Raw genomic sequence first — 20,119 nt, forward strand, 5'->3', positions numbered from 1 at the left:
CGGTCTTCATCGCCCCAATCGGTCCGGATTTTCCGCAATTTTCTTGAACAGACCACCAGTATGCCCTGCGAAAATTCCGAAAACCCGGCCTCGATTTGGACGCGAATCCCATCCAAGGCCCAAGCCCGACAGGCTGCTAGGGAAGAGCAAACGCCTCTGGAACTGAAACCGCCCGCAACATTTCCGGGGAGTAGCCCCAAGAACAGTATGACGAAGAATCCTCCGAGGGCTATCCCCCCAAGGCATGAGCCCAGGCACTCCCATTTAAACGCCAGCAGCATGGATATAGTATAGATCCCCATCAGGGCTAGCCCGACTGCTGCAAACGGCTCAATTGACTTAAATGGCAGACCAGACTCCAGGGACTCCCCGATGAACATCAGCAGGAGGAAACCCGCGAAGATCAACCCCAGTACGCGAGCAGACCATCTCATAACTACTACTGCACCATTTTTCCTTTCTCGGACCGTCTTCATAGGATTCTCCTTTCGTGCAGGACGGCCATGCCCGTTCGGCCGTGCACCTCATAGCGCATGATAGAACAAGCAAGAAGTCTGTCGTGGTTCAGCGGTCCAGCCAAATCCGCTTGATCATCCGGGTCAGGACCTCGCCGCCGCCGCGGCGATCAACGGGCTTGACGTCATGGAACTCCTCCCAGTGTGAATTGGTGAGTCCACCGCTGGCAAGCAGGCCCTCGCGGTCCGCCAGGAAGTAGTGCACACCGACCACAAGGCTCTCATCAGGAACACACAGGATCTCCCCCAGCAGCGCATAGTCGGTCTGGATCCCCTGCTCCTTCACCTTGGCCGCGAAAGCGAGAGCGCTCTCCTGGGCCATCTTGGACTGATCGATCCGCCAGTGAACGGGAATCTCAATCACGGTGGGGTCCAGGGTGGGATCGGCCAGATTTTCCGCCCGGAGGAATTCCGCCACGTGGCGGGCCAGCTCCACATCATGTTCTCGAGTTCCGCCCTTGACCACATGCACGGGAAAGACCGTCACCGAGACGACTCCATCCCTCGCCTGGAAGCTGCGCGCCGCATTTTTCGCGATGTAGGACGAGCACGAGCAGAACACCAAAGTCGGAAGCAGCATCAAGCCGGCCCCACAACGGATTTGCATGCCAAATCTGTTCATGACCATCTCCTTCCGCTCTAGGAACAATGTGAGTCAGGGGGAAGCTATCACCACAGGCAAGTCGTCGAGGTCTGGATGCGGACGAGCTTAGGTCATTCGGTTACGACTGTCAAGTCATTTTTGCGGATAGTAATAGCTTTTTACTGAGACTGCTCAATCGAACAACCCTTACTCATAACCGAAGAACTTGCCTGATTCATGAACAGGCTCCTCCCTGTTCAAAATCCGACAAGCCCAGCAGGCTGGACTTGTTCACTGCTCACCTGCGCAAGAAGTTGCATTTACCCATCAACAGGTTAGCCGCGGACTTGCCTTCCTCCAGGTGAGGCCCAATAGTTGCAGTAGCCAAAGCTCGCACACATACCCACCCTATCATCCGGAACCGAATATGAAACAACCATCGCTTTCTCTCATTCTGACTTTGGCATTGGCGCTGTGGGCTAGGCCGGCCGATGCCTTTGTCACCAAATCAGGCGCCGTCGGCGGGCAAACCTGGACGGCGGACACCTACCAGGTCACCGGTGACCTGCGGTCAACTCCGGGGACAGCTTGACCCTGGAACCCGGCTGCGTCGTCAAGTTCAATTTCAACACGGGCTTGCGCGTCAACGGCACCTTGATCGCCCCCGGCACGGCGGAGCACGGCATTGTCTTCACCAGCCGCGACGACGACACGCTGGGCGAGATCCTCCCTTCGTCGGACGGAGTGCCGACCCCGGGGGATTGGGACGGTGTCCAGCTCTACGGCTACGTGGGCAATCAGGGCAGCGCGACGCTGGACCATGTGCTGCTGCGCCACGGGGTAGGCAGCGCCGCCGCCTACCAGGGCGGCCTCTACTGCTACTACAGCGACTGGGCCACAATCCAGGACTGCGTGTTCGAGCGCTGCCTGGGCAACGGTGTGCGCGCCTACAACTGCGGCCCGGTGTTCCGTCGCTGCCGGTTCCAGGACAACGGCGCCCACGGCCTGGCCGGCTCCAATGGCGGCCGGGTGGAGGCCTGGGATTGCACCTTCACCGGCAACACCCAGTACGCAGCCTGGTTGAGCGGCGTCAATCCCGCCTCTTATGGCGGCAACAGCGGCAGCGGCAATGGGACCGACGTCCTTGCTGTGAGCGGCAGCCTCAGCGGGTCCGCCCGCTGGCAGATCCAGGCTCCCGGATTCGCCCTGGGTCTGCTGGGAGGAGTGAGCGTCCCCGTGGCCGACACCCTGACACTGGATGCCGGTGTGGTGGTCAAGTGCCTGGCCGGCAGTTCCCTCACCATGAACGGCGTGCTGCGCCTGCTGGGAACGAGTGACAGCCCGGTGGTACTCACCTCCATCCATGACGACAGCTGGGCGGGGGATTCCAACAACAACGGCGCGGGCACGGCGCCGGCGCCCGGCGACTGGCTCGGCATTGATGCCTACGGCTACCTGTCCAATCGCGGGGTGTTGGAGGCCGAACATTGCCGGGTGCGCTACGGCGGCAACGCCGCCAGCGCCTGGGACGCCAACGTGCGCACGAGCTACTCCGACCAGGCCACCTTCCGCCACAGCATCAGCGAATTCAGCGCCACGGCGGGATACAAGGCGAACAACTGCGGCGCGCTGCTGGAGCACAGCACCTTTCGCGGCAACCTGGGTCATGGCGTGGAGGGCGGCAGCGGCAACCAGATCAGCGCCATGGACTGCCAGTTCATCGACAATGGCGGCCACGGCGCCTGGCTGGCGGCTGGCTCCTTGCCGTCCCTGGGAGGCAACGGCGGCAGCGGCAATGGCGTCAACGGCTTCGGACTCAGCGGCGGCACGGGCGGCTCCATCCATTGGTCCGCCAATCAGCCGGGCTTCCCATATGTCCTCACGGGCGCCCTGACGGTCTCCACGAGTGATTCCTTGACCATCGGCCCAGGAACGGTCATCAAGGGCGCTCCCGGCTCGTCCCTGACGGCCAGCGGCGCCCTCCTGCTCCGCGGCGAGGAGGGCGGAGCCATCGTCTTCACCTCCCTCAAGGACGACGACTGGGGCGGTGACACCAACATGGACGGGGCGGCCACCGCGCCGGCCCCGGGGGACTGGCGCGGCATCGACACCTACGGCTACTTGTCCAGTCGGGGCATCCTCGAGGCCGACCACTGCCTGCTGCGCTACGGCGGGGACGCCGCCAGCTCCTTCGACGCCAACCTGCACTTCAACTACTCGGACACGGGCAATCTTCGCCACTGCGCCATCGAGCACAGCGCCACCGCCGGGGTGCGAGTCCACTCCGCGACCCCCCGCATCGAGCATTGCACCTTCCATGGCAACCTGGGGTCGGGGGTGGTGTCGACCACCAGCGGCGTGCCTGATATCATCGCCTGCACCTTCACCGGGCATCCGGGCTATGCCGGCCAGCTGACCGGAGCGCTAGCAGCCTGTCGGGCTTGGGCCTTGGATGGGATTCGCGCCCAAATTGAGGCCGGTTTTTCGGAATTTTCGCAGGGCATACTGGTGGTCTGTTCAAGAAAATTGCGGAAAATCCGGACCGATTGGGGCGATGAAGACCGCCAAGTGGCCAAGTCCGACAGGCTGCTAGGTTCTTTCAGCGGCAATGGCGGCAGCGGCAACGGCATCAACGGCCTGAGTCTTAGCGGCACGGTGGCCAACCAGGTCTGGGGCGAGTGCCTGGGAAGCTTCGCCTATGTCCTCACGGGCACGGTGACCGTGTCCGCCCCCGACACCCTGCGTCTGGAAGCCGGCGCCCAGGTGAAGGGCGGGGCGGGCCAGCAGCTGCGCGCCGAGGGCGTGCTGATCGCCACCGGCACGCCCGAGGCGCCGGTTCGAATGACCTCCCTCACGGACGATGAGTGGGGCGGCGACACCAACGGCGACGGCGACGCCACGACCGCGCTGCCCGGGGATTGGTATGGATTGAATGCCCATGGCTACCTGAGCTTGAATGGAGAATTGTGGCTGGAACACTGCCAGGTGCGCTACGGCGGCAGCGGCAGCAACGCCGCCAACATCCTGCTGGCCTACTCCGACCGGGCTGAGCTGCGTCATTGCCTGGTCGAACGCAGCTCAAGTTCCGGCATTCGCTGCTTCATCTCCAGTCCCGACATCAGCCACAGCCGCATCGTGGACAACTCCTACACCGGCTTGCGCATCGAAAGCGGTCAGCCACGCTTCGGGGCCGCGGACCACAGCGCCAGAGGCTACAACACCTTCCTGGGCAACGGCGGCGGCGCCGGTTTCCAGGTGCGCAACGAAACCAGCAACACGATCGAGGGCTGCTACAACGACTGGGGCGTCTACACGGCGGCGGCCATCGACGCGCTGATCTACGATGACAACGAGGCATCCAGCCGCGGTCCCGTCATCTTCGACCCCTTCATCATCGACGCGCCGCCCAGCCGCATCACGCTCATCCGCGCCGACCCGCTGGCGGGCACCGTGCTGGTCTGCTGGAGGCCCGTCAAGGAGGCCCTGGGCTATCGCGTTTACTCCGGCATGACCGCTTACGAGCTGACCCTGGACGAGAGCGGCCAGTTCGACGACGCCAGTTGGACGGCGCCCTGGCCCGGCAACAAGCGCTTCTACCAGGTGCGCGTCCTCACGGAGTGAGGGTGGCGGCATCGTGTGAGACAGGCGAAGGCCCGGCATCAGCCGGGCCTTCGCACCTTGACGGGGGGCAGATTCATCCAGGGTGTCCGACCCTTGGTCGGACACCTGGCCAAGGAACTGGACACCGCCACCTGCGGGAAGGGCCGCGCTCGGGCACCGGTGCGGGGAACCTCGGCCCGGTCCTGTCCCAAGGTCCAGACCTGCGGACATCGGGTGGCCATTTGTCCACGCTTGGAGCGGGATTTCGGAGCCTGGGCGCCAGGACGATGGGCAGATCCTGCCCAGGTGTCCGACGAAGGGTCGGACACCTGTCCAAATGGTCGCCCACCCGTGCGCCGGCTCCTTCGCTCAAGCCCTCACATGTCCAATGCCGCGCGCAGTCGGAAGCGCCGCCCGATGAGCGGTCCGTAGATGAGGGCCGCGTCCAGCATCCCCTCATGGCCGGCGTCGATCACCAGGGGATTGTCCGGTTGCACATAGTCCAGCAGGTTCTCCACATCCAGACCCAGGGTCCAAGAGCCCAGGCCATGCTCCAGGCCCAGGTCCAGCACGGACCAGGCCGGCGTCTTGTCGCGGCCGCGGCCGACGGGCATCTCCTGGGGACCCGTGGCCCGCAGGCGCAGCTCCGCGCCCAGGCCCGGCAGACCCGCCAGGCCGCGCTTGCCCACCAAGGCGGAGGCCGTCCACGAGCCGGCCAGCTCCTCGGCTCGCCAGCCTTCGTCGAGCAGCAGTTGCACGCGGCTCACGGTGCCGCCCGCGGCGAGATGCCAACCCGCCATGCCGAGCCAGTCCGCCCGCGCCTCCACCCCGCGGCTGAATGCCTCCCGGGCGTTGCCGTAGCGCAAGGTGCCCACCTCCTCCGTGTAGCGCAGGATGGCCTTCTCGCGGAACTCCACGGCGAAGAGGGAGACATTGCCCTGCCAGCGGCCCCAGCTTCCCACCCGCTGGTGCTGCAAGCCCAGGTTGAGGCTGAGGGAGCGCTCCGGCTTGAGACGGTCGGGCAGCTCCACGTTGTCGAAGCCGGCGTGGACGGCCTTGTCCAGGCTGAAGAGGGTCACCTGACGGTAGCCCTGGCCCAGGCTCACGCGCAGCAGCAGATCAGGGTGAGCCTGCAGGGCCACGCTGCCGCGACCCAGGGGAATCCAGCCCTCCTCCTGCTTCTCGGCCCGCAAGCCGCCCTCCCAAATCCAGCGCCCGGCAGTTGTCAAGCGGCTGTAGGAGAAGCTGGGCACGCGGTCGTGGCGGTCCGTGGGGAGGGGCAGGCCATCTTCATAGAGATCGTCCGTCCAGCCCGCCTGCAGGCGGTTGAGGGCGCCGCCCGCCCCGCGCAGGTCCAGGCCGGCCTGCAGCAACAGCCGTCGCTGCGTGGCGTCGAAGGCAGTGGGGCCGTACCAGGAGTCCTGATGATGCTGCACGATGGCAGCGGCCATCGACCAGCTCCGCCGCTCGTCAAGGACGCCCTCCATCGACGCGCGCAGTTCCGCCCGGCGGATGGCGATGTCGCGGCCATAGACCTGGCTGCTGCCCCGGTCGCTCGCCTCCCAGCCGGTGTCCCCGGCGAAGCGCTGCTCCCTCAAGCCCGAGCCATGCACGTTCCAGGCGAAGGCATGGGAGCTGCGGCCCAGCGACAGCTGGCCGCCCAGACGCTTCACCTGTGGCGTGTCGGTCAGCTGGTCGCCGTTGCGATCCAGGCGCTGCGGATCGGCCTGCCAGTCGGCGTTGAGCAGCAGGGGCAGTCCCGCCAGGGTGCGCCCCGCCGAAAAGCCGGCCCCGTGGCGCCAGCCGTCCCCCAGCGCGAGACGCAGCTGGAAGGTGTCCTCGCCGTCCGGACGCCGGCTGCTCAGACTCACGCCGCCGGCCACTGCCCCCGATCCCTCGGCGGCGGTCACGGCGCCCCGCGTCACGGCCAGTGAGGAGAGGGTGCTGACACCCACGGCGTCCATGCCATAAAGGGCGCCCACGCCGCTCATCACCGCCAGGCCGTCCAGCCGCACCTCGGTGTAGTTCGGATCCAGCCCCTGCAGCCCCACGCCGGCGCTGCCGCACAGGCCGCAGGGCCGCGTGTCGACGCCGGAGAGGCTGCCCAGGGCGCCGCGCGCCGTGCCGTCCAGGGAGCGGGCCGCCGCTTCATCCACGGACAGCACCTCGGTGGCCCGTTCGGCGCCCAGGTCGATCCCGCTGCCGCGGCGGGCGGTGATCGTGAGGTCCTGCAACTCGACCTCGGTGGGCCGCAACACGACATGGTGAGTGATGTGGCCTTCGTCGGGCAGGTCCAGGTGCAGGGTGAGGGGCGCGAAACCCACGCACGTGATGGTGAGGCCCAAGCGCCCGGCCACGCCGTGCAGCACGGCCATTCCCTCGAGATCACTGGCGGCGCCGCGGCCGTCGGGGAGCACGACGTTGGCGCCGGGCACGGGCGCCCCGGTGGGATCGGCCAAGCTCAGGTGGAGCATGGCGGCCCAAGCGGGCGTCGCCACAGCGGCGGCCATCAGCATGGCGCCGCGAAGCATCTTGACAAACATGGTTCATCCTTTCGCTGGGTCCGCGCGCGGGCGGGCTTCCGCTGCCGCCGCCGGGAGCCGCACAAAGGGCCGCGGACTACCGTGGGTGACAGGTTCAGGGTGTCTGACGGAATGCGGCCGGGGCATGAAAGCACGCCCGGCCGGCGAAAGGATCAGGTCTTGGGCGGCTGTTCGGGCGGGGCCAAGCCGCCGTCGCGCACGTGGTCTTGGCCGCGGTGGCCAATGATGCTCCAGGCCAGCGGAAGCGGCAGGCTGGTCGCCACGGGCAGCCATGCCACGCCGCCGGGCGTGGCGCGGTAGCAGGCGCACTTGGAACCGGAGGAATCACAGCAGCTGTCATCGTGGTCCGTGCCGGCGGGAGCATCCTCCTGGGGGGCCGCCGGCCCGCGGCACGAGGAGGCGGTGGACGGACTCCGGCACTCGGTCGGCCCCCCGCCCTCCGCCTCCCCGGCAAGCGCGGGGGCGGAGCTTGTGCAGCAGCAGGCGCAGGATCCCGAGATGTGCAAATCCTGGAGGACATCGACGGTTGGGCGGGCCTGGGCCTGCAGCAACAAGAGGTAGGGCAGGACGAGGACGAAGGCCAAGCGGGCGCGCCACTCCCCTTGACGCCGTTGGCGGCGCGGCTGGAAGGACGACCGGTTCCGCTCGCTCATGAGCCTCTTTCCTGAACTAGTCCTGACGGGGTGGGAAGCAAGCACACTTGCGCGAACTAATCAAGTCCGGGCTTGCCTCCCACGCTCGGGGCGGTCACTCCTCGCCCAGGGCGGCCAGATCCGCCAGATCCTGCAGCCGGCCTGTCGCCCGTTTGTTCGCCAGGTATTGGTCCCGTCCAAGAAAATGGACCGGTATTCCGCCCAGCTGCCCCGTCGACCTGCCGGCAAAGGCCTCGGACCACGTGACGCCAGTAATGGAGGTCAGCAGGTCCACGCGGGCCGGCACCCTCCCCAGTTGCACAACCTGGTCCAGCCTGGTGAAATCCTCCCAGGTCAAGCCCAGCCCGCCGAAGCCGAACTCCGTCAGGGCCTCCATCACGCGATGGGCGTTCTCCGGGGTCGGGTTGACCAGAAGATCGATGTCACCCGTGTTGCGCGGGCAGCCGTGCAGCGCCAAGGCATAGGCGCCCACCACGATGAACTCAACCTGGTGCGAGCGGAACAACCCGAGCAACTCGAGCCAATCGGATGTCAGGTCCATGGAATTCCCTCCGCAGACGCTCCACTTCGGCCAGCCGCTCCTCGGGCGGGCGGCCCAGCCACCACGCCCGGTCCCGGGCCCGGTCCTCGTCCCCCAGGCGGCGGATGGTCACGCAGCGCTCCACGACTAATCCACGTAGGGGCAGGCCACCTGGCGGCCGTCGGCCAGGGTGCGGTACTCGGGCACGTCCCGGGCGCACTCCGGCCTCGCCACCGGGCAGCGGGTGCGGAAGGCGCAGCCGCTGGGTTTGGCGATGGGGTTGGGCACGTCGCCCTGCAGCAACTTGCGGTCCTTGGTCTTGACGCGGTCCGGGTCGGGCAGGGGTACCGCCTCGAGCAGGGCCTTGGTGTAGGGATGCTTGGGATTGCGGTAGATGTCCTGCGCCTTGCCCAGCTCCACCATGCAGCCCAGGTACATGACGGCGATGCGGTCGCTGATGTGCTCCACCACGGAAAGGTCGTGGGCGATGAAGATGTAGGTGAGGCTGAACTCCTCCTGCAGGTCCTGCAGGAGGTTGATGACCTGGGCCTGGATCGAGACGTCCAGGGCGCTGACCGGCTCGTCGGCCACGATCAGCTGCGGATTGGTGGCCAGGGCGCGGGCGAAGCCCACGCGCTGGCGCTGGCCGCCGGAGAACTCATGAGGGTAGCGGTAGGCCTGCTCCCGCGAGAGGCCCACTTTCTCCAGCAGCCAGAAGACGCGCTCGTCCACATCGGAGGTCTTCATGTCCGGCTGCGTGATCTGGAGCGGTTCGGCGATGATGTCCCGCACCAGCATGCGCGGGTTGAGGCTGGAGAAGGGATCCTGGAAGATCATCTGGATGTCGCTCCGGTACTTGCGCATGCCCTTGCGCTTGAGCGACGCGAAATCCACCCAGCCGTCGGCGTGATGGTTGTAGAGGATCTTGCCGTAGACCTCCACGTCCGGCGAACCGGAGTGAAGAATGTTGACGATGGCGCGGCCCACCGTCGTCTTGCCGCAGCCGGACTCGCCCACCAGCCCCAGGGTCTCGCCCCGCTTCAGCTCGAAGCTCACGCCGTCGACCGCCTTCACCTCCGCCACTTTGCGCAGCATGAGGCCGCCATGGATGGGGAAATGGACGCGCAGATCCTCCAGCTTCAGCAGCAATTGCTTGTCCGGGGCCATCGACGTGCTCATGCGGTCTCTCCACGCATCTTGGGGTCATTGGAGTATAGGTGGCAGCGCACCTGGTGGCCCGGGGCCAGCTCCACGATGTCGGGCACGATCGTTTCGCAGTGGGGCATCACGTTGTCGCAGCGGGTGCAGAATCGGCAGCCCACCGGCATGTCCAGCATGGAGGGCACCACGCCGCGGATGGTCTGCAGCCGGGATTTCTTCTCCTTGTCCGGGCGGGGCAGGCTGCCCAGCAGGCCGCTGGTGTAGGGGTGGGCCGGCGTGTTGAAGAGGACCTGGCTGCTCGCCACCTCCTGGATGTGTCCGCCATACATGACGATGACCCGCTCGCAGGTCTCGGCCACCACCGCCAGGTCGTGGGTGATGAGCACGATGCTGGCCTCCTGGCGCTTCTCCTTCATCTGCAGCATGAGCTGGAGGATTTGGGCCTGGATGGTGACGTCCAGCGCGGTGGTGGGCTCGTCGGCGATGAGCAGGGCCGGGTTGCAGACCAGGGCCATGGCGATCATGACCCGCTGCCGCATGCCGCCGCTGAACTGGTGCGGGTAGTCCTTCATCCGCTTCTCGGGCGCCGGGATGCCCACCAGCTTGAGCATGTCCACGCCCAGGTCGAAGGCTTCCTTCTTCGAGATGTCGCGATGGTAGCGCACGGCCTCCGTCATCTGCATGCCGATCGTGAAGACCGGGTTGAGGCTGGTCATGGGCTCCTGGAAGATCATGCCGATGTCCTGGCCGCGGAAGGCGCGCATCTCCTCGTAAGAAAGCTTGAGCAGGTCGATGGCGCGGCCGTTCTTGTGGTAGAGGATCTCCCCGCCCACGATGCGGCCGGGCGGGTCCGGGATGAGCCGATTGATGGACAGGCAGGTGACGGATTTGCCGCTGCCCGACTCCCCGACGATGCCCAGCACCTCTCCCCGGCGGATCTCGAAGCTGACGCCGTCCACGGCCCGCACCGTGCCCGCCTCCGTGTAGAAGTGGGTCTGCAGGTTGCGGATCTCGAAGAGCACCTCGGGTGCGGCGTGCTCGGTTGCACTCATGTCGTCGACTCCTTGCGAGGTTCTGCCAACACTCCGGCCGTGACGGGTCCAGCCCTCACCGCAGCCGCGAATAGACCTTGGGATCGAAGGCCTCGCGGATCCCCTCCCCGATGAAGACCACCAGCAGCAGCGTGATGAAGAGCGCGCTGAGCGGCGCCAGCACCAGCCACCAATCGGTGATGTTGGCCATGCCCACCTTCACCATGTTGCCCCAGGAGGGTTCCTCGGGCGGCAGGCCGAAGCCCAGGAAGTCCAGCGTCACCAGCGAACCGATGTAGCCCACCACGGCGAAGGGGCCGAAACTGATGATGGGCGTCAGGCTGTTGGGCAGGATGTGCTTGAATATGACGCGCCGGTCGCTGGAGCCCATGGAAATGGCGGCCTGGACGTAGTCCTTGGTCTTCTCCCGGTAGAACTCGCCGCGCACGTAGTAGGTCAGGCCCATCCACCCCCACATCACCATGAGCAGCACCAGGAGGGCGAAGCTGGGCTTCACCAGCGAGACGATGATCATGATCATGTAGAGGAAGGGCACGGCGCTCCATAGTTCGACGAAGCGCTGCACAAGGATGTCGAAGAGGCCGCCGTAGTAGCCCAGCAATCCGCCGATGCTCATGCCGATCAAATAGGAAAAGGCCGTCACGATGAGGGCGAAGCTGATGGACACGCGGTAGCCGTAAAGCAGGCGGGACAGCACGTCGCGGGCGCGGTCGTCCGTGCCCAGCCAGTGCCCGCGGCCGGGGGCGTGGGGCGGCGTGCCGGGCAGATCGAGCAGGCTTTCCTTGGGGCCATAGGGATAGAGCGGCATGATGACGAAGTCGCCCTTGCCCTCCTCCTTGTACTGCTCCTGCAGCAGGCGGTAGTTGGGATCCCCGATGCGCGCCTGGCCCAGTTGCTCGGCGGCGATGTAGTTGCTGAGCAAGGGGAAGTAATAGTCGCCGTCATGGCGCACCACCAAGGCCTGGTTGCCCACCGCCAACGGCAGCAGGAAGGAGAGGAGGTAGGTGCTGAAGAAGATGTAGAGCGAGATATAGCCGCGCTTCATCGACTTGAACTTCCGCCAGCGCTTGGCCAGCAGGGAGGTGCCTTTGACGAGTTGGTCTTTTCCTGCCATCATGTTGCTCCTGGTCGCCTACTTGAAGCGGATGCGCGGATCGATCGCGGCGTAGATCATGTCGGACAGGATGTTGCCCATCAGGCCGATCACGGCTCCGATGACGAGCGAGGCCAGCACCACCGGATAGTCGCGATGGATGAGGCTGTTGAAGCCCAGGAGGCCGAAGCCGTCGATGTTGAACACCTTCTCGATCAGATAGCTGCCCGCGAAGATGAAGCTGATGAGGTGGCCCAGGCCCGTCGCCAGCGGGATGAGGCTGTTGCGCAGGGCGTGCAGGAAGACGACGCGCCGCTCGGACAGCCCCTTGGCGAAGGCCGTGCGCACATAGTCGCTGCTCAGGTTCTCCATCAGACTGTTCTTCATGAGGATGGTCATGCGGGCGAAGGAGGCGATCTCCCAGGCGATGATGGGCAGGATGGTGTGGTGGACCTGGTCCCAGATCTTGTCCCACCAGTTCATGAATTCCCAGTCCTCGCTGCGGAAGCCACCCAGCGGGAAGACGTCCCAGAAGGAGCCGCCGCCCAGCAGCACCAGCAGCACGGCGCCCAGCGCCCAGCCGGGGATGGAGTAGCCGATGAAGACGATCACCGAGCTGGCCGTGTCGAAGGTGCTGCCATGCTTGACGGCCTTCCACACGCCCAGCGGAATGCACACGCTGTAGACAAGGATGAGGCCGATGGCGCCGAAATAGATGGACACGGGGAACTTGGTCTTCATCACCTCCCAGACCGGCCGGCTGTAGCGGTGGGACTTGCCCAGGTCCAGCTGGAAGATGCGGACCAGCCAGGCGCCATAGCGGCCGTAGCTGAAGGTCTTCCACACCTTGGCGTAGACGGGTGTCCCCTTCGCTTCGTTGGCGGCGGCCCACTGCTCCACCTGCGCCAGCTTGGTGCCCAGATCCTGGCTGGTCCAGACCGGCAGGTTGAGCCGCTTGACGAGCAGGTCGATCGCCTTCTCGCGCTGATCCTCGGTGTAGCGCGTGGTGCCGTCCAGGGCCACCTCGAGCAGGGCCGGCACGGCGATCTCGGCGCAGGCGATGACGTTGGAGCGCATGCGGTCGACCTGGTCGCGCAAGCCCTTGATCTCCTCCCGCAGAAGGCTGATCTGGGCGCGGACGGGCGTGGTGTCCTCCCCATCGCGGACCCGCTCCAGGAGGGCAGCCAGAGTGGCCGTGCGCTCGGCGATCACCTGCTCGTGGGTGAGGGCCTCCATGTAGCGGTCGACGTGCTTCTGGGGATTCCAGATGCGAAAGTTGAGGATGACCGGCTTGTCGTACCCGTAATAGGCCTTCATCTCCTCCAGGGCCTCGGCCGGGATCGAGGACCCGCCGGCAGCCACATCGCTGCTGGAGCCAGCGCCGGCCTCGCCCATCTGGCTCATGCCCATCTTGAGGGCGATGATCTCCTGCTCCAGGGGCCCGCCCGGCACGAACTGGATGATCGTGAAGGCGATGAGGGTGATGCCGATGAAAGTGGGAAAGGCCAGCAGGAAGCGGCGAATGAAGTAGGTGGTCATGGGACCTTCCTGATTGTCCTGCGGGGATGGACGGCCCCGCCGGCCGCGGCCGGCGGGGCCCTCGTGTGGTCTAGCGGGTGAGGGTAGCCGGGTCGTAACCCTTCCAATAATCGATCTCGACCTCTTCGATTGGCATGGCTTCGTCCTTCTTGATGGCCTTCACCAGAGCCCTGTGCTTCTCCTGGTCATACCACCACAGGCCGACGAGGGAACGCCAGTCGCCGGTGCGGGAAAGGCCCCATTCGGGCATGCCGAACTTGTTCCAGTAGCCCAGGCGGGTGAAGGGCCCGTACCAGCCCAGGGCGTACTGGTAGCTCTCCATCAGGAGCTTGTCCGTGCGGCGGATGAGCTTGATGCGCTCGGTCTGTTCGAAGGTCTTGTTGTAGACTTCGCAGATGCTGTCCAGTTCCTGGCTCTTGAAGCCGGCCAGGTTGTTGGTGTTGGGCACGTCGGCCATGTCGGACTTGAAGGACGACTCGGGGTTGGGGAAGTAGAGGCCGCCCCAGTTCTGCCAGTGGATCTTGAACTTGCGGTCCATCACCATCTGGAACTGGGTGGCACCGGTGGTGGGCTTCAGGTTCAGCTTGATGCCGGCCTGCTTGTAGTCTTCCTGGATGACCGTGATGATGCGCTCCCAGGTGGGGCTCTCGTCGATCATGAGATCCAACTCGAGCAGCTGGCCGCGGGAGTTGGTGAGGTAGCCCTGGGAGTTGCGCTCGGAGTAGCCTGCCTCGGCCAGCAGGCGCAGGGCCGTGTCCGGGTCGTACTTGATCTTCTCATTGTCAGGGTTCTCGTAGACGCTGCCTGGGTAATAGCTGTGGATGGGCAGGTATTCGTTGTAGAAGAGCTTGTCGATCAGCTTCTCGCGGTTGAGCAGGTAGGCGAAGGCGCGGCGGATGCGGATGTCGTTGAAGGGTTCCTCGCGCATGTTGAAAGCAAAGCCGCTGGTGCCGTTGGGACTCTGGGTGAAGATCTTCTTGCGCTGGATCCAGCCCTTGCCCAGCTGGTCGATCTGGTCGGGCAGGAACTCCTTCACCCAGTACTTGGCCTGACCCACCACGTAGATGTCCAGCTCGCCCTTCTTGAACATCTCGCGCTGCAAGGTCTCGTCCTGGACGATGCGGAACTTCACCTTGTAGAAGTTGCTGCCGCCCTTGCCGGCGGGATTGTCCTTGTCCCAGTAGTTGTTGATGCGCGTCATGGTCAGGCTGTTGCCCTGGCTGATGTCCTCGTCGCGCAGCAGGTAGGCGCCGGAACCGGGCATGGTCTGGTTCTGGAAGCGCTCCATGTACTCCTTGCCCGTGATGTTCCCGATGATGTGGGCCGGGTAGATGGTCATGGAGGCGCCGAAGTAGAGGAAATGGCGCCAGTTGAGATCCTTGGTGGAGGTGCGGACCAGATAGGGGCTGAGGATCTCTGGTTCGCTGTATTGGCGGTAGAGCACGCCGTTGTAGGGCTGCAGCAGACCGTCGTCCACCATCAGCTTCCAGGTGGCCAGCACGTCGTCGGCCGTGAAGCGGTGGCCGGTCTGCCAGCGGGCGTTGGGATTGAGGCGGAAGGTGAAGGTCTGGCCGCCGCCCGGGTTGTCCTCCACTTTCCAATGGCTGGCCAGGCTGGGGATGAATTCGTCCGTCCAGTTGTCCAGGCTCATCATGGACTCGTACATCATGCCCGAAACGAGGGCCATGAAGGTGGTGTTGGCGTCCTTGCCCTCGCTGCGCAGGGTGGCCGGGAACTCGGCGAGGGGGATGCGAAGCATGCCGCCGGGCACGCCGCGGGGATCGGCCATCGACTTGTAGGTCGTGTTGGTCTGGAAGCCCAGGCCGGCGGATATCTCGTCGAAGCCCTGGCCGCCCAGCTCGGCGGGCACGTCCGGCAGGGCGCCGGCCGGATTGTTCTGCGTTTCAAAGCCCTTGGACGCCCAATAATCATTGGAATTGACGCCTTCCTCGGGGTCCATCACCGGCCCGGTGTCGAAGCGGGACGTGCCGCCTCCACAACCCGTCATCAGACCAAGCGAGAAGAGGCAGACCGTGAAAAGCTGGGCGGTTTGGCCGGGCTTCATGATTCCTCCTGTTTCCACATGCGCCATGCCGGTTGTGGTCAACCAGGCGAGGCCTTGTCAAAATGTTGCCCGCGCGAGCCACAAGGCAACAGGTTAAGTTGCAAACATACCAGTCACCCACCCTACTTCCAACGAAGCTGGGCTTGGGTGCAAGAAGCGGGCCGGATTTGGGAGCGTTTCCATGCCCGTGCCCGGGCCGACTTGCAGGTCATGCCACCAAGCGTACGGGCGCGCGGCACGCATGTTCAGGGCTGGCCGCTCAAGTCGAACTCCAGCGAGAAGGAACCGATGCGGCTGGTGATGCGGGCCAAGCGGTGGTTGTCCAGATAAGTTGCGCCAAAACTCATCGCCGCCTTGCTCCCCGCGGTTCCGGCGAGGCGGTAGCGATAGATGAACTTGGGTTCGTGGGGCTTCAGCTCCACTTCGCGGACCAGGCTCTCCTTGCCGAAGAGGGCGTGGACATCGGCCTGGGTGAGAGGACGGAAGCGGGCCAGCTCCCGGGTCGGCACCTTGCACACCACCCGCTTGCTGAACAAGTCCAGCTCCGTGTCGCGCCCCACGAACTGACGAACCAGCATTTCAATGCGATCATCGCCCAGATGATCACTGAAGCGCTTGTCCACCCTCACCCTCGTGAGCAGGTCGCCCTGGAACTCCAGCTCCAGATGAATGGCCTTGCCCCTCATGGGCGGACGCCGCAGATAGCGGAAGACCCAGACCTCGCCGCCCTTCCGCTGGGTCACCGTGCTGGGTTCCCGTCCGCTCACCAGGGCGCGCACATCCTCCCGGGTCAGTTTCGGCGCAAGGAAGTGCAAGGCGGGACCCTTGTCCCCGGCGGCCCGCTCGAAGTGGAAATGCGTGTCAAACTTGAGCAATTGGTTTCGCGTGGCCCACAAGTGGTTGATGGTCTTCACCAGACAACCACCTGACAGCAAGGCCGTCAAGACAAGCAGCAGGATCAAGTGGCGGCGTGGCGCTCGCACCATCGTGTTCTCTTCCCTTGCAACGGGTCGTCGTCAACTTGACAAGGCTTGAACGAACTGCTAGACTCACAAGCCTTTAACAGGCGAGGCGGGCGGCCCCCTCAGACGGCTACAACAGGCCGCGTTCCCGGGCCAATCTATTGTTCAGGAACGATCCTTCACACCCTATGATGGCTTTCCACATCCCATCCGACTTCCTGCGCGCCCTGCGCCACTTGGCCACCTTCCAGGAAAGCCAGCACCAGCACCTGGAGATCATCTACTACCTGGCCGCCGAGGGCGGATCCGTGCCGCTGGCCGAGATGCAGACCTTGCTGCGCGGCAGGGGCGACGAAAAGCCGGACGACCTGCTGGCGACCCTGGGCAAATCCGATCTGATCCGCCTGCACCGCGCCGTGCGGCCGGAGGAGGAGGAAGCCCTGCCCGAGGGGCCGGAACTGGTCAGCCTGGTCGACCACCTCGAACCCCTCTTCCGCCTGCCCACCTTCTACCGCAACCGCTTGCGGCGCAAGCTGGCCGGCCGGGACCCCCAGGAGTTGCGCCGCATGGCGGACGGCTTCTACGCCGGCAGTCCGCAGCCGGCGGCGGAGGGCTGCCTGGACCGGGCCGTGCTGCTTGCTTCCTTCAAAGCCCTGCTGCTGGACAGCGACTCCTTTCGTCGCGCGGTGGAAGAACAGCTGACCTGGACCGGCCGCGTCATCCTCAAGATCCTGTCCATGCACGCCGAGGGCCTGACCCTGCGCGATCTGCGCAAGCAGGTCGGCCTCTTCGGCATCAAGGTGGACTCCGATGAGCTGAAGCGGGAGCTGATCACCCTCTTCCGCTCCACGGGCCTGGTGTGGACCAGCGACGGCAGCGCCCTGCTCAAGCACGACCAGTATTTCCCGGCCGAGGGCAGGATCCTGCTCGTGACCGACGCCGTCGTCATGGTGCGCGCCAACTTCCAACTGCAGGAGGCGCCGACCCAGCTGGTGCCCGCCTTCGCCGGACGCCTTTCGCCGGAGGCCTGGAAGGTGCGCCACGAGCCGGTGCAGCTCTTCCACAACGCCCTCATCCTGCTCATCCATCTGGTCAACCACCGCATCCTGCGCATCCAGAAGGGCGGCATGCACAAGACGGAAGTGAAGCGCGTCTGCTCTCTCTTCCAGCCCGCCCAGGACGACCAGCATCTCTTCAATTTCCTGTTCGACTTTTTCGAGCAGCACAGCATCGTGCAGCTGCAGCACGAGGTGTGGGCCGTCAACGTGGCCGCCACCGCCGCCTTCTTCCGCCAGCCCGCGGAAAGCCTGCGCCTGATGATGTGCGACGCCTTCGGGGCGGACCTGCTGGAGAAGGGCCGCCTCGAGGACAGCCTTGGCAAGGCCGAGGGCGCCGGCCTGGATCCCCTGCGACTGCTGTGGCTGTTGCGCCAGGTCAGTCCCGCCGCCTGGATCGGGCTGGAGGAGATCGCCTACCTCTACGGCCAGATGGAGGGCGGCACGCGCAACGATTCCCAGCGCGCCGCCATCGACAAGTTCGTCACGCACCAGCTGGTCAAGCCGCTCTTCTGGTTCGGCCTGGTGGAGCTGTCCAACCACCCCGAACAGGGCGGCCTCGTCTTCCGCCTCTCCGGCAGGGGCCGGCGCATCCTGCAGGAGGGTCTGCCGGCGGAGGATCTGGACACCTGGTTCGATCCCGCCGAGAAGCTGCTCGTCCAGGCCAATCTCGAGATCTGGGTGCCGGCCCGCTTCCTGCCGGAACGCACCCTCTTCCTGGCCCGTTTCGCCGATTATGAGCGGGGCCGCTACCGGATCAGCGCCCAGTCCCTTTCCCGCGGCCTGGACAGCGGCCTGGACCTGGAGGGGATCCGCAGTTTCCTGACCGCCAACAGCGCCCAGGCCATCCCCCAGAACGTCAGTTACCTGCTGGAGGAGGTGACCAGCCGCCACGGCCACATCCTGGTCGATCCGCAACTGATGGTCTTGAAGACAGAGGATGCCCGCCTCATGCAGGAGCTGTGCCTCCTGCCCGGATTGCGCAAGTCCTGGCTGGCCCTGTTCGAGGAGCAGCTGCTGCTGCTGTCACCGGCGACCCGTGTCCAGAAAATGGTAGAGGACCTGCGCCGGCTGGGCTACATGCCCCGCGTGCGCTGGGAAGCGGTCATTGACGACCACGGCGAGCAGCTGGAGTTGTCGCGCACGGAGCGCCTCCATCTGCTGGCCATGCTCAAGGCCTATGAGTACGCGGATCGCGTCCACCCCGAGCTGGCCGAGCTGCTCAAACTGGTCGGCACGCAGCTGACAAGCGAGGATCACAAGGAGATGGCGGCCATTCCCCAGCGCCGCCTGGGGGATTCCTACGCCCGGCTGGACGCCATGACCACGGCCATCGCCGCCGGGCGCCTGGACTGAGTCGGCCATTCGCCCGGGATCGGGTTCCCAGGGCGCGGGGCGCTATATTCACCCACCGTGGGTGCGGAGACGATTCCGCCATCCGGCGCCGGAAGTGAGGGCCGTCCTTCGGGAGCGGCCCTCTTGTCAACCGGAGGGGCGATGAGCCTGACCCGTGAGAAGATCCTCTCCATGCCCAAGGCGGAACTGCACTGCCACCTGGACGGCTCCCTCCGCCTGGCCACCATGATCGAGCTGGCCCGCGAGCGCCGCGTCGAGCTGCCCAGCATGGACGTGGCGGACCTCTTCCAGCTGCTGCGCCTGGGCCAGAACTACGAGAGCCTGGTGGACTACCTGGCCGTCTTCCGCTACACCCTGGCCGTCATGCAGGATGTGGAGTCCCTGGAGCGGACCTCCTTCGAACTGGCCGAGGACTGCGCCCGCGAGAACGTGCGCTGGCTGGAAGTGCGCTACTCGCCCATCCTCCATGTGGAGCGGGGCCTCAGCCTGGCCCAGGTGATGGACGCCGTGCTGGCCGGCCTGCGCCGGGCCGAGCGGCAGTACCCAATCCGCTGCGGGGTGATCGTCTGCGGCATCCGCAACATCAACCCCGCCACCTCGCTGCGGCTGGCGGAACTGGCCGTGGCCTACAAGAGCGCGGGCGTCGTCGGTTTCGACCTGGCGGGCGCCGAGGCCAACTTCCCGGCCAAGGACCACCGCGAGGCCTTCTACCTCATCCGCAAGAACAACGTCAACTGCACGGTCCACGCCGGCGAGGCCTACGGCCCCGAGAGCATCCACCAGGCCCTCCACCACCTTCACGCCCAGCGCATCGGCCATTCCACGCGCCTGAAGGAGGACGGCAGCCTGCTCAACTACATGAACGACCTGCGCGTGCCCATCGAGGCCTGTCCCACCAGCAACGTGCAAACCCGCGTGGTGACGGACCTCGCCTCCCACCCGCTCAAGTTCTACCTGGATTACGGCCTGCGCATCACGGTCAACACCGACAACCGGCTCATCAGCGACACCACCGTCACCGAAGAGCTGTGGCGCATCACCCAGGTCTTCCGCCTGACGGAGCAGGAAGTGGCGAAGATCATCACCAACGGCTTCAAGAGCGCCTTCCTGCCCTACCGGGAGAAGCGGGCCATGCTTCACGGCGCCCTCACGGAGATGGGCTACGATGGCGTCCTTGTGGGTTACTGAGGTGCCGCGAGCATGCTTCACGCCTTCGCCCGCGGAGCGGGTGAAGGCGGCAGGCGGCAAACCCCCATCCGGGCCTTCCCCCTGGCAGGGGGAAGGTGGTCTCCTGCGGTGAAGGCCGCAGGCCTGAACCAATTGCCACGGCAGGCGCACCAGGTGATAGGGCCCTCGTCCGACAAGACATTGCGGCGCAAGCGCCGCCTCTTCCCGCTTTCTTTTCGCGAAAAGAAAGCGGGG

14 protein-coding genes are annotated in these 20,119 nt (G+C 65.5%); 3 read left to right on the forward strand and 11 right to left on the reverse strand.

The window, feature by feature from the left end:
• Both Q8O14_03640 and Q8O14_03645 read right to left on the reverse strand, forming a co-directional pair.
• On the reverse strand, positions 1-476 hold a 476-nt coding region (locus Q8O14_03640), incomplete at its 3' end, for a hypothetical protein (protein MDP2359830.1).
• A gap of 88 nt (positions 477-564) precedes the next feature.
• Positions 565-1,137 (reverse strand): hypothetical protein, encoded by a 573-nt coding sequence (locus Q8O14_03645; GenBank protein ID MDP2359831.1) that lies wholly within the window; start codon positions 1,135-1,137, stop codon positions 565-567.
• Positions 1,138-1,686: 549 nt separating this feature from the next.
• On the opposite strand from Q8O14_03645, the gene Q8O14_03650 reads away from it, so the two are divergent.
• On the forward strand, positions 1,687-4,719 hold the full coding sequence (locus Q8O14_03650) for a right-handed parallel beta-helix repeat-containing protein (GenBank protein MDP2359832.1): 3,033 nt from the start codon (positions 1,687-1,689) through the stop codon (positions 4,717-4,719).
• A gap of 356 nt (positions 4,720-5,075) precedes the next feature.
• Here Q8O14_03650 and Q8O14_03655 read toward each other — a convergent pair whose 3' ends face one another.
• From Q8O14_03655 to Q8O14_03695, 9 genes are all read right to left on the reverse strand, one after another.
• A complete protein-coding gene (locus Q8O14_03655; GenBank protein MDP2359833.1) occupies positions 5,076-7,241 on the reverse strand; it encodes a TonB-dependent receptor in 2,166 nt (721 codons plus the stop codon).
• A 152-nt stretch (positions 7,242-7,393) separates the two neighbouring features.
• The gene (locus tag Q8O14_03660) at positions 7,394-7,894 is read right to left on the reverse strand and encodes a hypothetical protein (GenBank protein ID MDP2359834.1); all 501 of its coding nucleotides are present in this window, start codon (positions 7,892-7,894) and stop codon (positions 7,394-7,396) included.
• Positions 7,895-7,988: 94 nt separating this feature from the next.
• A complete protein-coding gene (locus Q8O14_03665; GenBank protein MDP2359835.1) occupies positions 7,989-8,435 on the reverse strand; it encodes a hypothetical protein in 447 nt (148 codons plus the stop codon).
• A gap of 126 nt (positions 8,436-8,561) precedes the next feature.
• Positions 8,562-9,593, reverse strand: a complete 1,032-nt coding sequence (locus Q8O14_03670; GenBank protein MDP2359836.1) for an ATP-binding cassette domain-containing protein — start codon at positions 9,591-9,593, stop codon at positions 8,562-8,564.
• Positions 9,590-10,627, reverse strand: coding sequence for an ABC transporter ATP-binding protein (locus Q8O14_03675; protein MDP2359837.1), 1,038 nt, complete (start codon positions 10,625-10,627; stop codon positions 9,590-9,592). Before Q8O14_03675 ends, Q8O14_03670 begins: the two co-directional genes overlap by 4 nt.
• A gap of 55 nt (positions 10,628-10,682) precedes the next feature.
• Positions 10,683-11,744 carry an ABC transporter permease subunit gene (locus tag Q8O14_03680; protein MDP2359838.1) on the reverse strand — a complete coding sequence of 354 codons (1,062 nt, stop codon included), beginning with the start codon at positions 11,742-11,744 and terminating at the stop codon, positions 10,683-10,685.
• Between the two features lie 15 nt (positions 11,745-11,759).
• Positions 11,760-13,259, reverse strand: coding sequence for an ABC transporter permease subunit (locus Q8O14_03685; protein ID MDP2359839.1), 1,500 nt, complete (start codon positions 13,257-13,259; stop codon positions 11,760-11,762).
• A 70-nt stretch (positions 13,260-13,329) separates the two neighbouring features.
• On the reverse strand, positions 13,330-15,324 hold the full coding sequence (locus Q8O14_03690) for an ABC transporter substrate-binding protein (GenBank protein MDP2359840.1): 1,995 nt from the start codon (positions 15,322-15,324) through the stop codon (positions 13,330-13,332).
• 245 nt (positions 15,325-15,569) lie between these two features.
• Positions 15,570-16,238, reverse strand: coding sequence for a hypothetical protein (locus tag Q8O14_03695; protein MDP2359841.1), 669 nt, complete (start codon positions 16,236-16,238; stop codon positions 15,570-15,572).
• A 239-nt stretch (positions 16,239-16,477) separates the two neighbouring features.
• Here Q8O14_03695 and Q8O14_03700 point away from each other — a divergent pair, with 239 nt between their 5' ends.
• Positions 16,478-18,697, forward strand: a complete 2,220-nt coding sequence (locus Q8O14_03700) for a helicase-associated domain-containing protein (protein MDP2359842.1) — start codon at positions 16,478-16,480, stop codon at positions 18,695-18,697.
• A gap of 141 nt (positions 18,698-18,838) precedes the next feature.
• Complete coding sequence (add, locus tag Q8O14_03705; GenBank protein MDP2359843.1) at positions 18,839-19,885, forward strand: adenosine deaminase; 1,047 nt, start codon at positions 18,839-18,841, stop codon at positions 19,883-19,885.
• Positions 19,886-20,119: the final 234 nt, after the last annotated feature.

The organism is bacterium (assembly GCA_030685015.1).
Taxonomy (GTDB): Bacteria; CAIWAD01; CAIWAD01; order CAIWAD01; family CAIWAD01; genus CAIWAD01.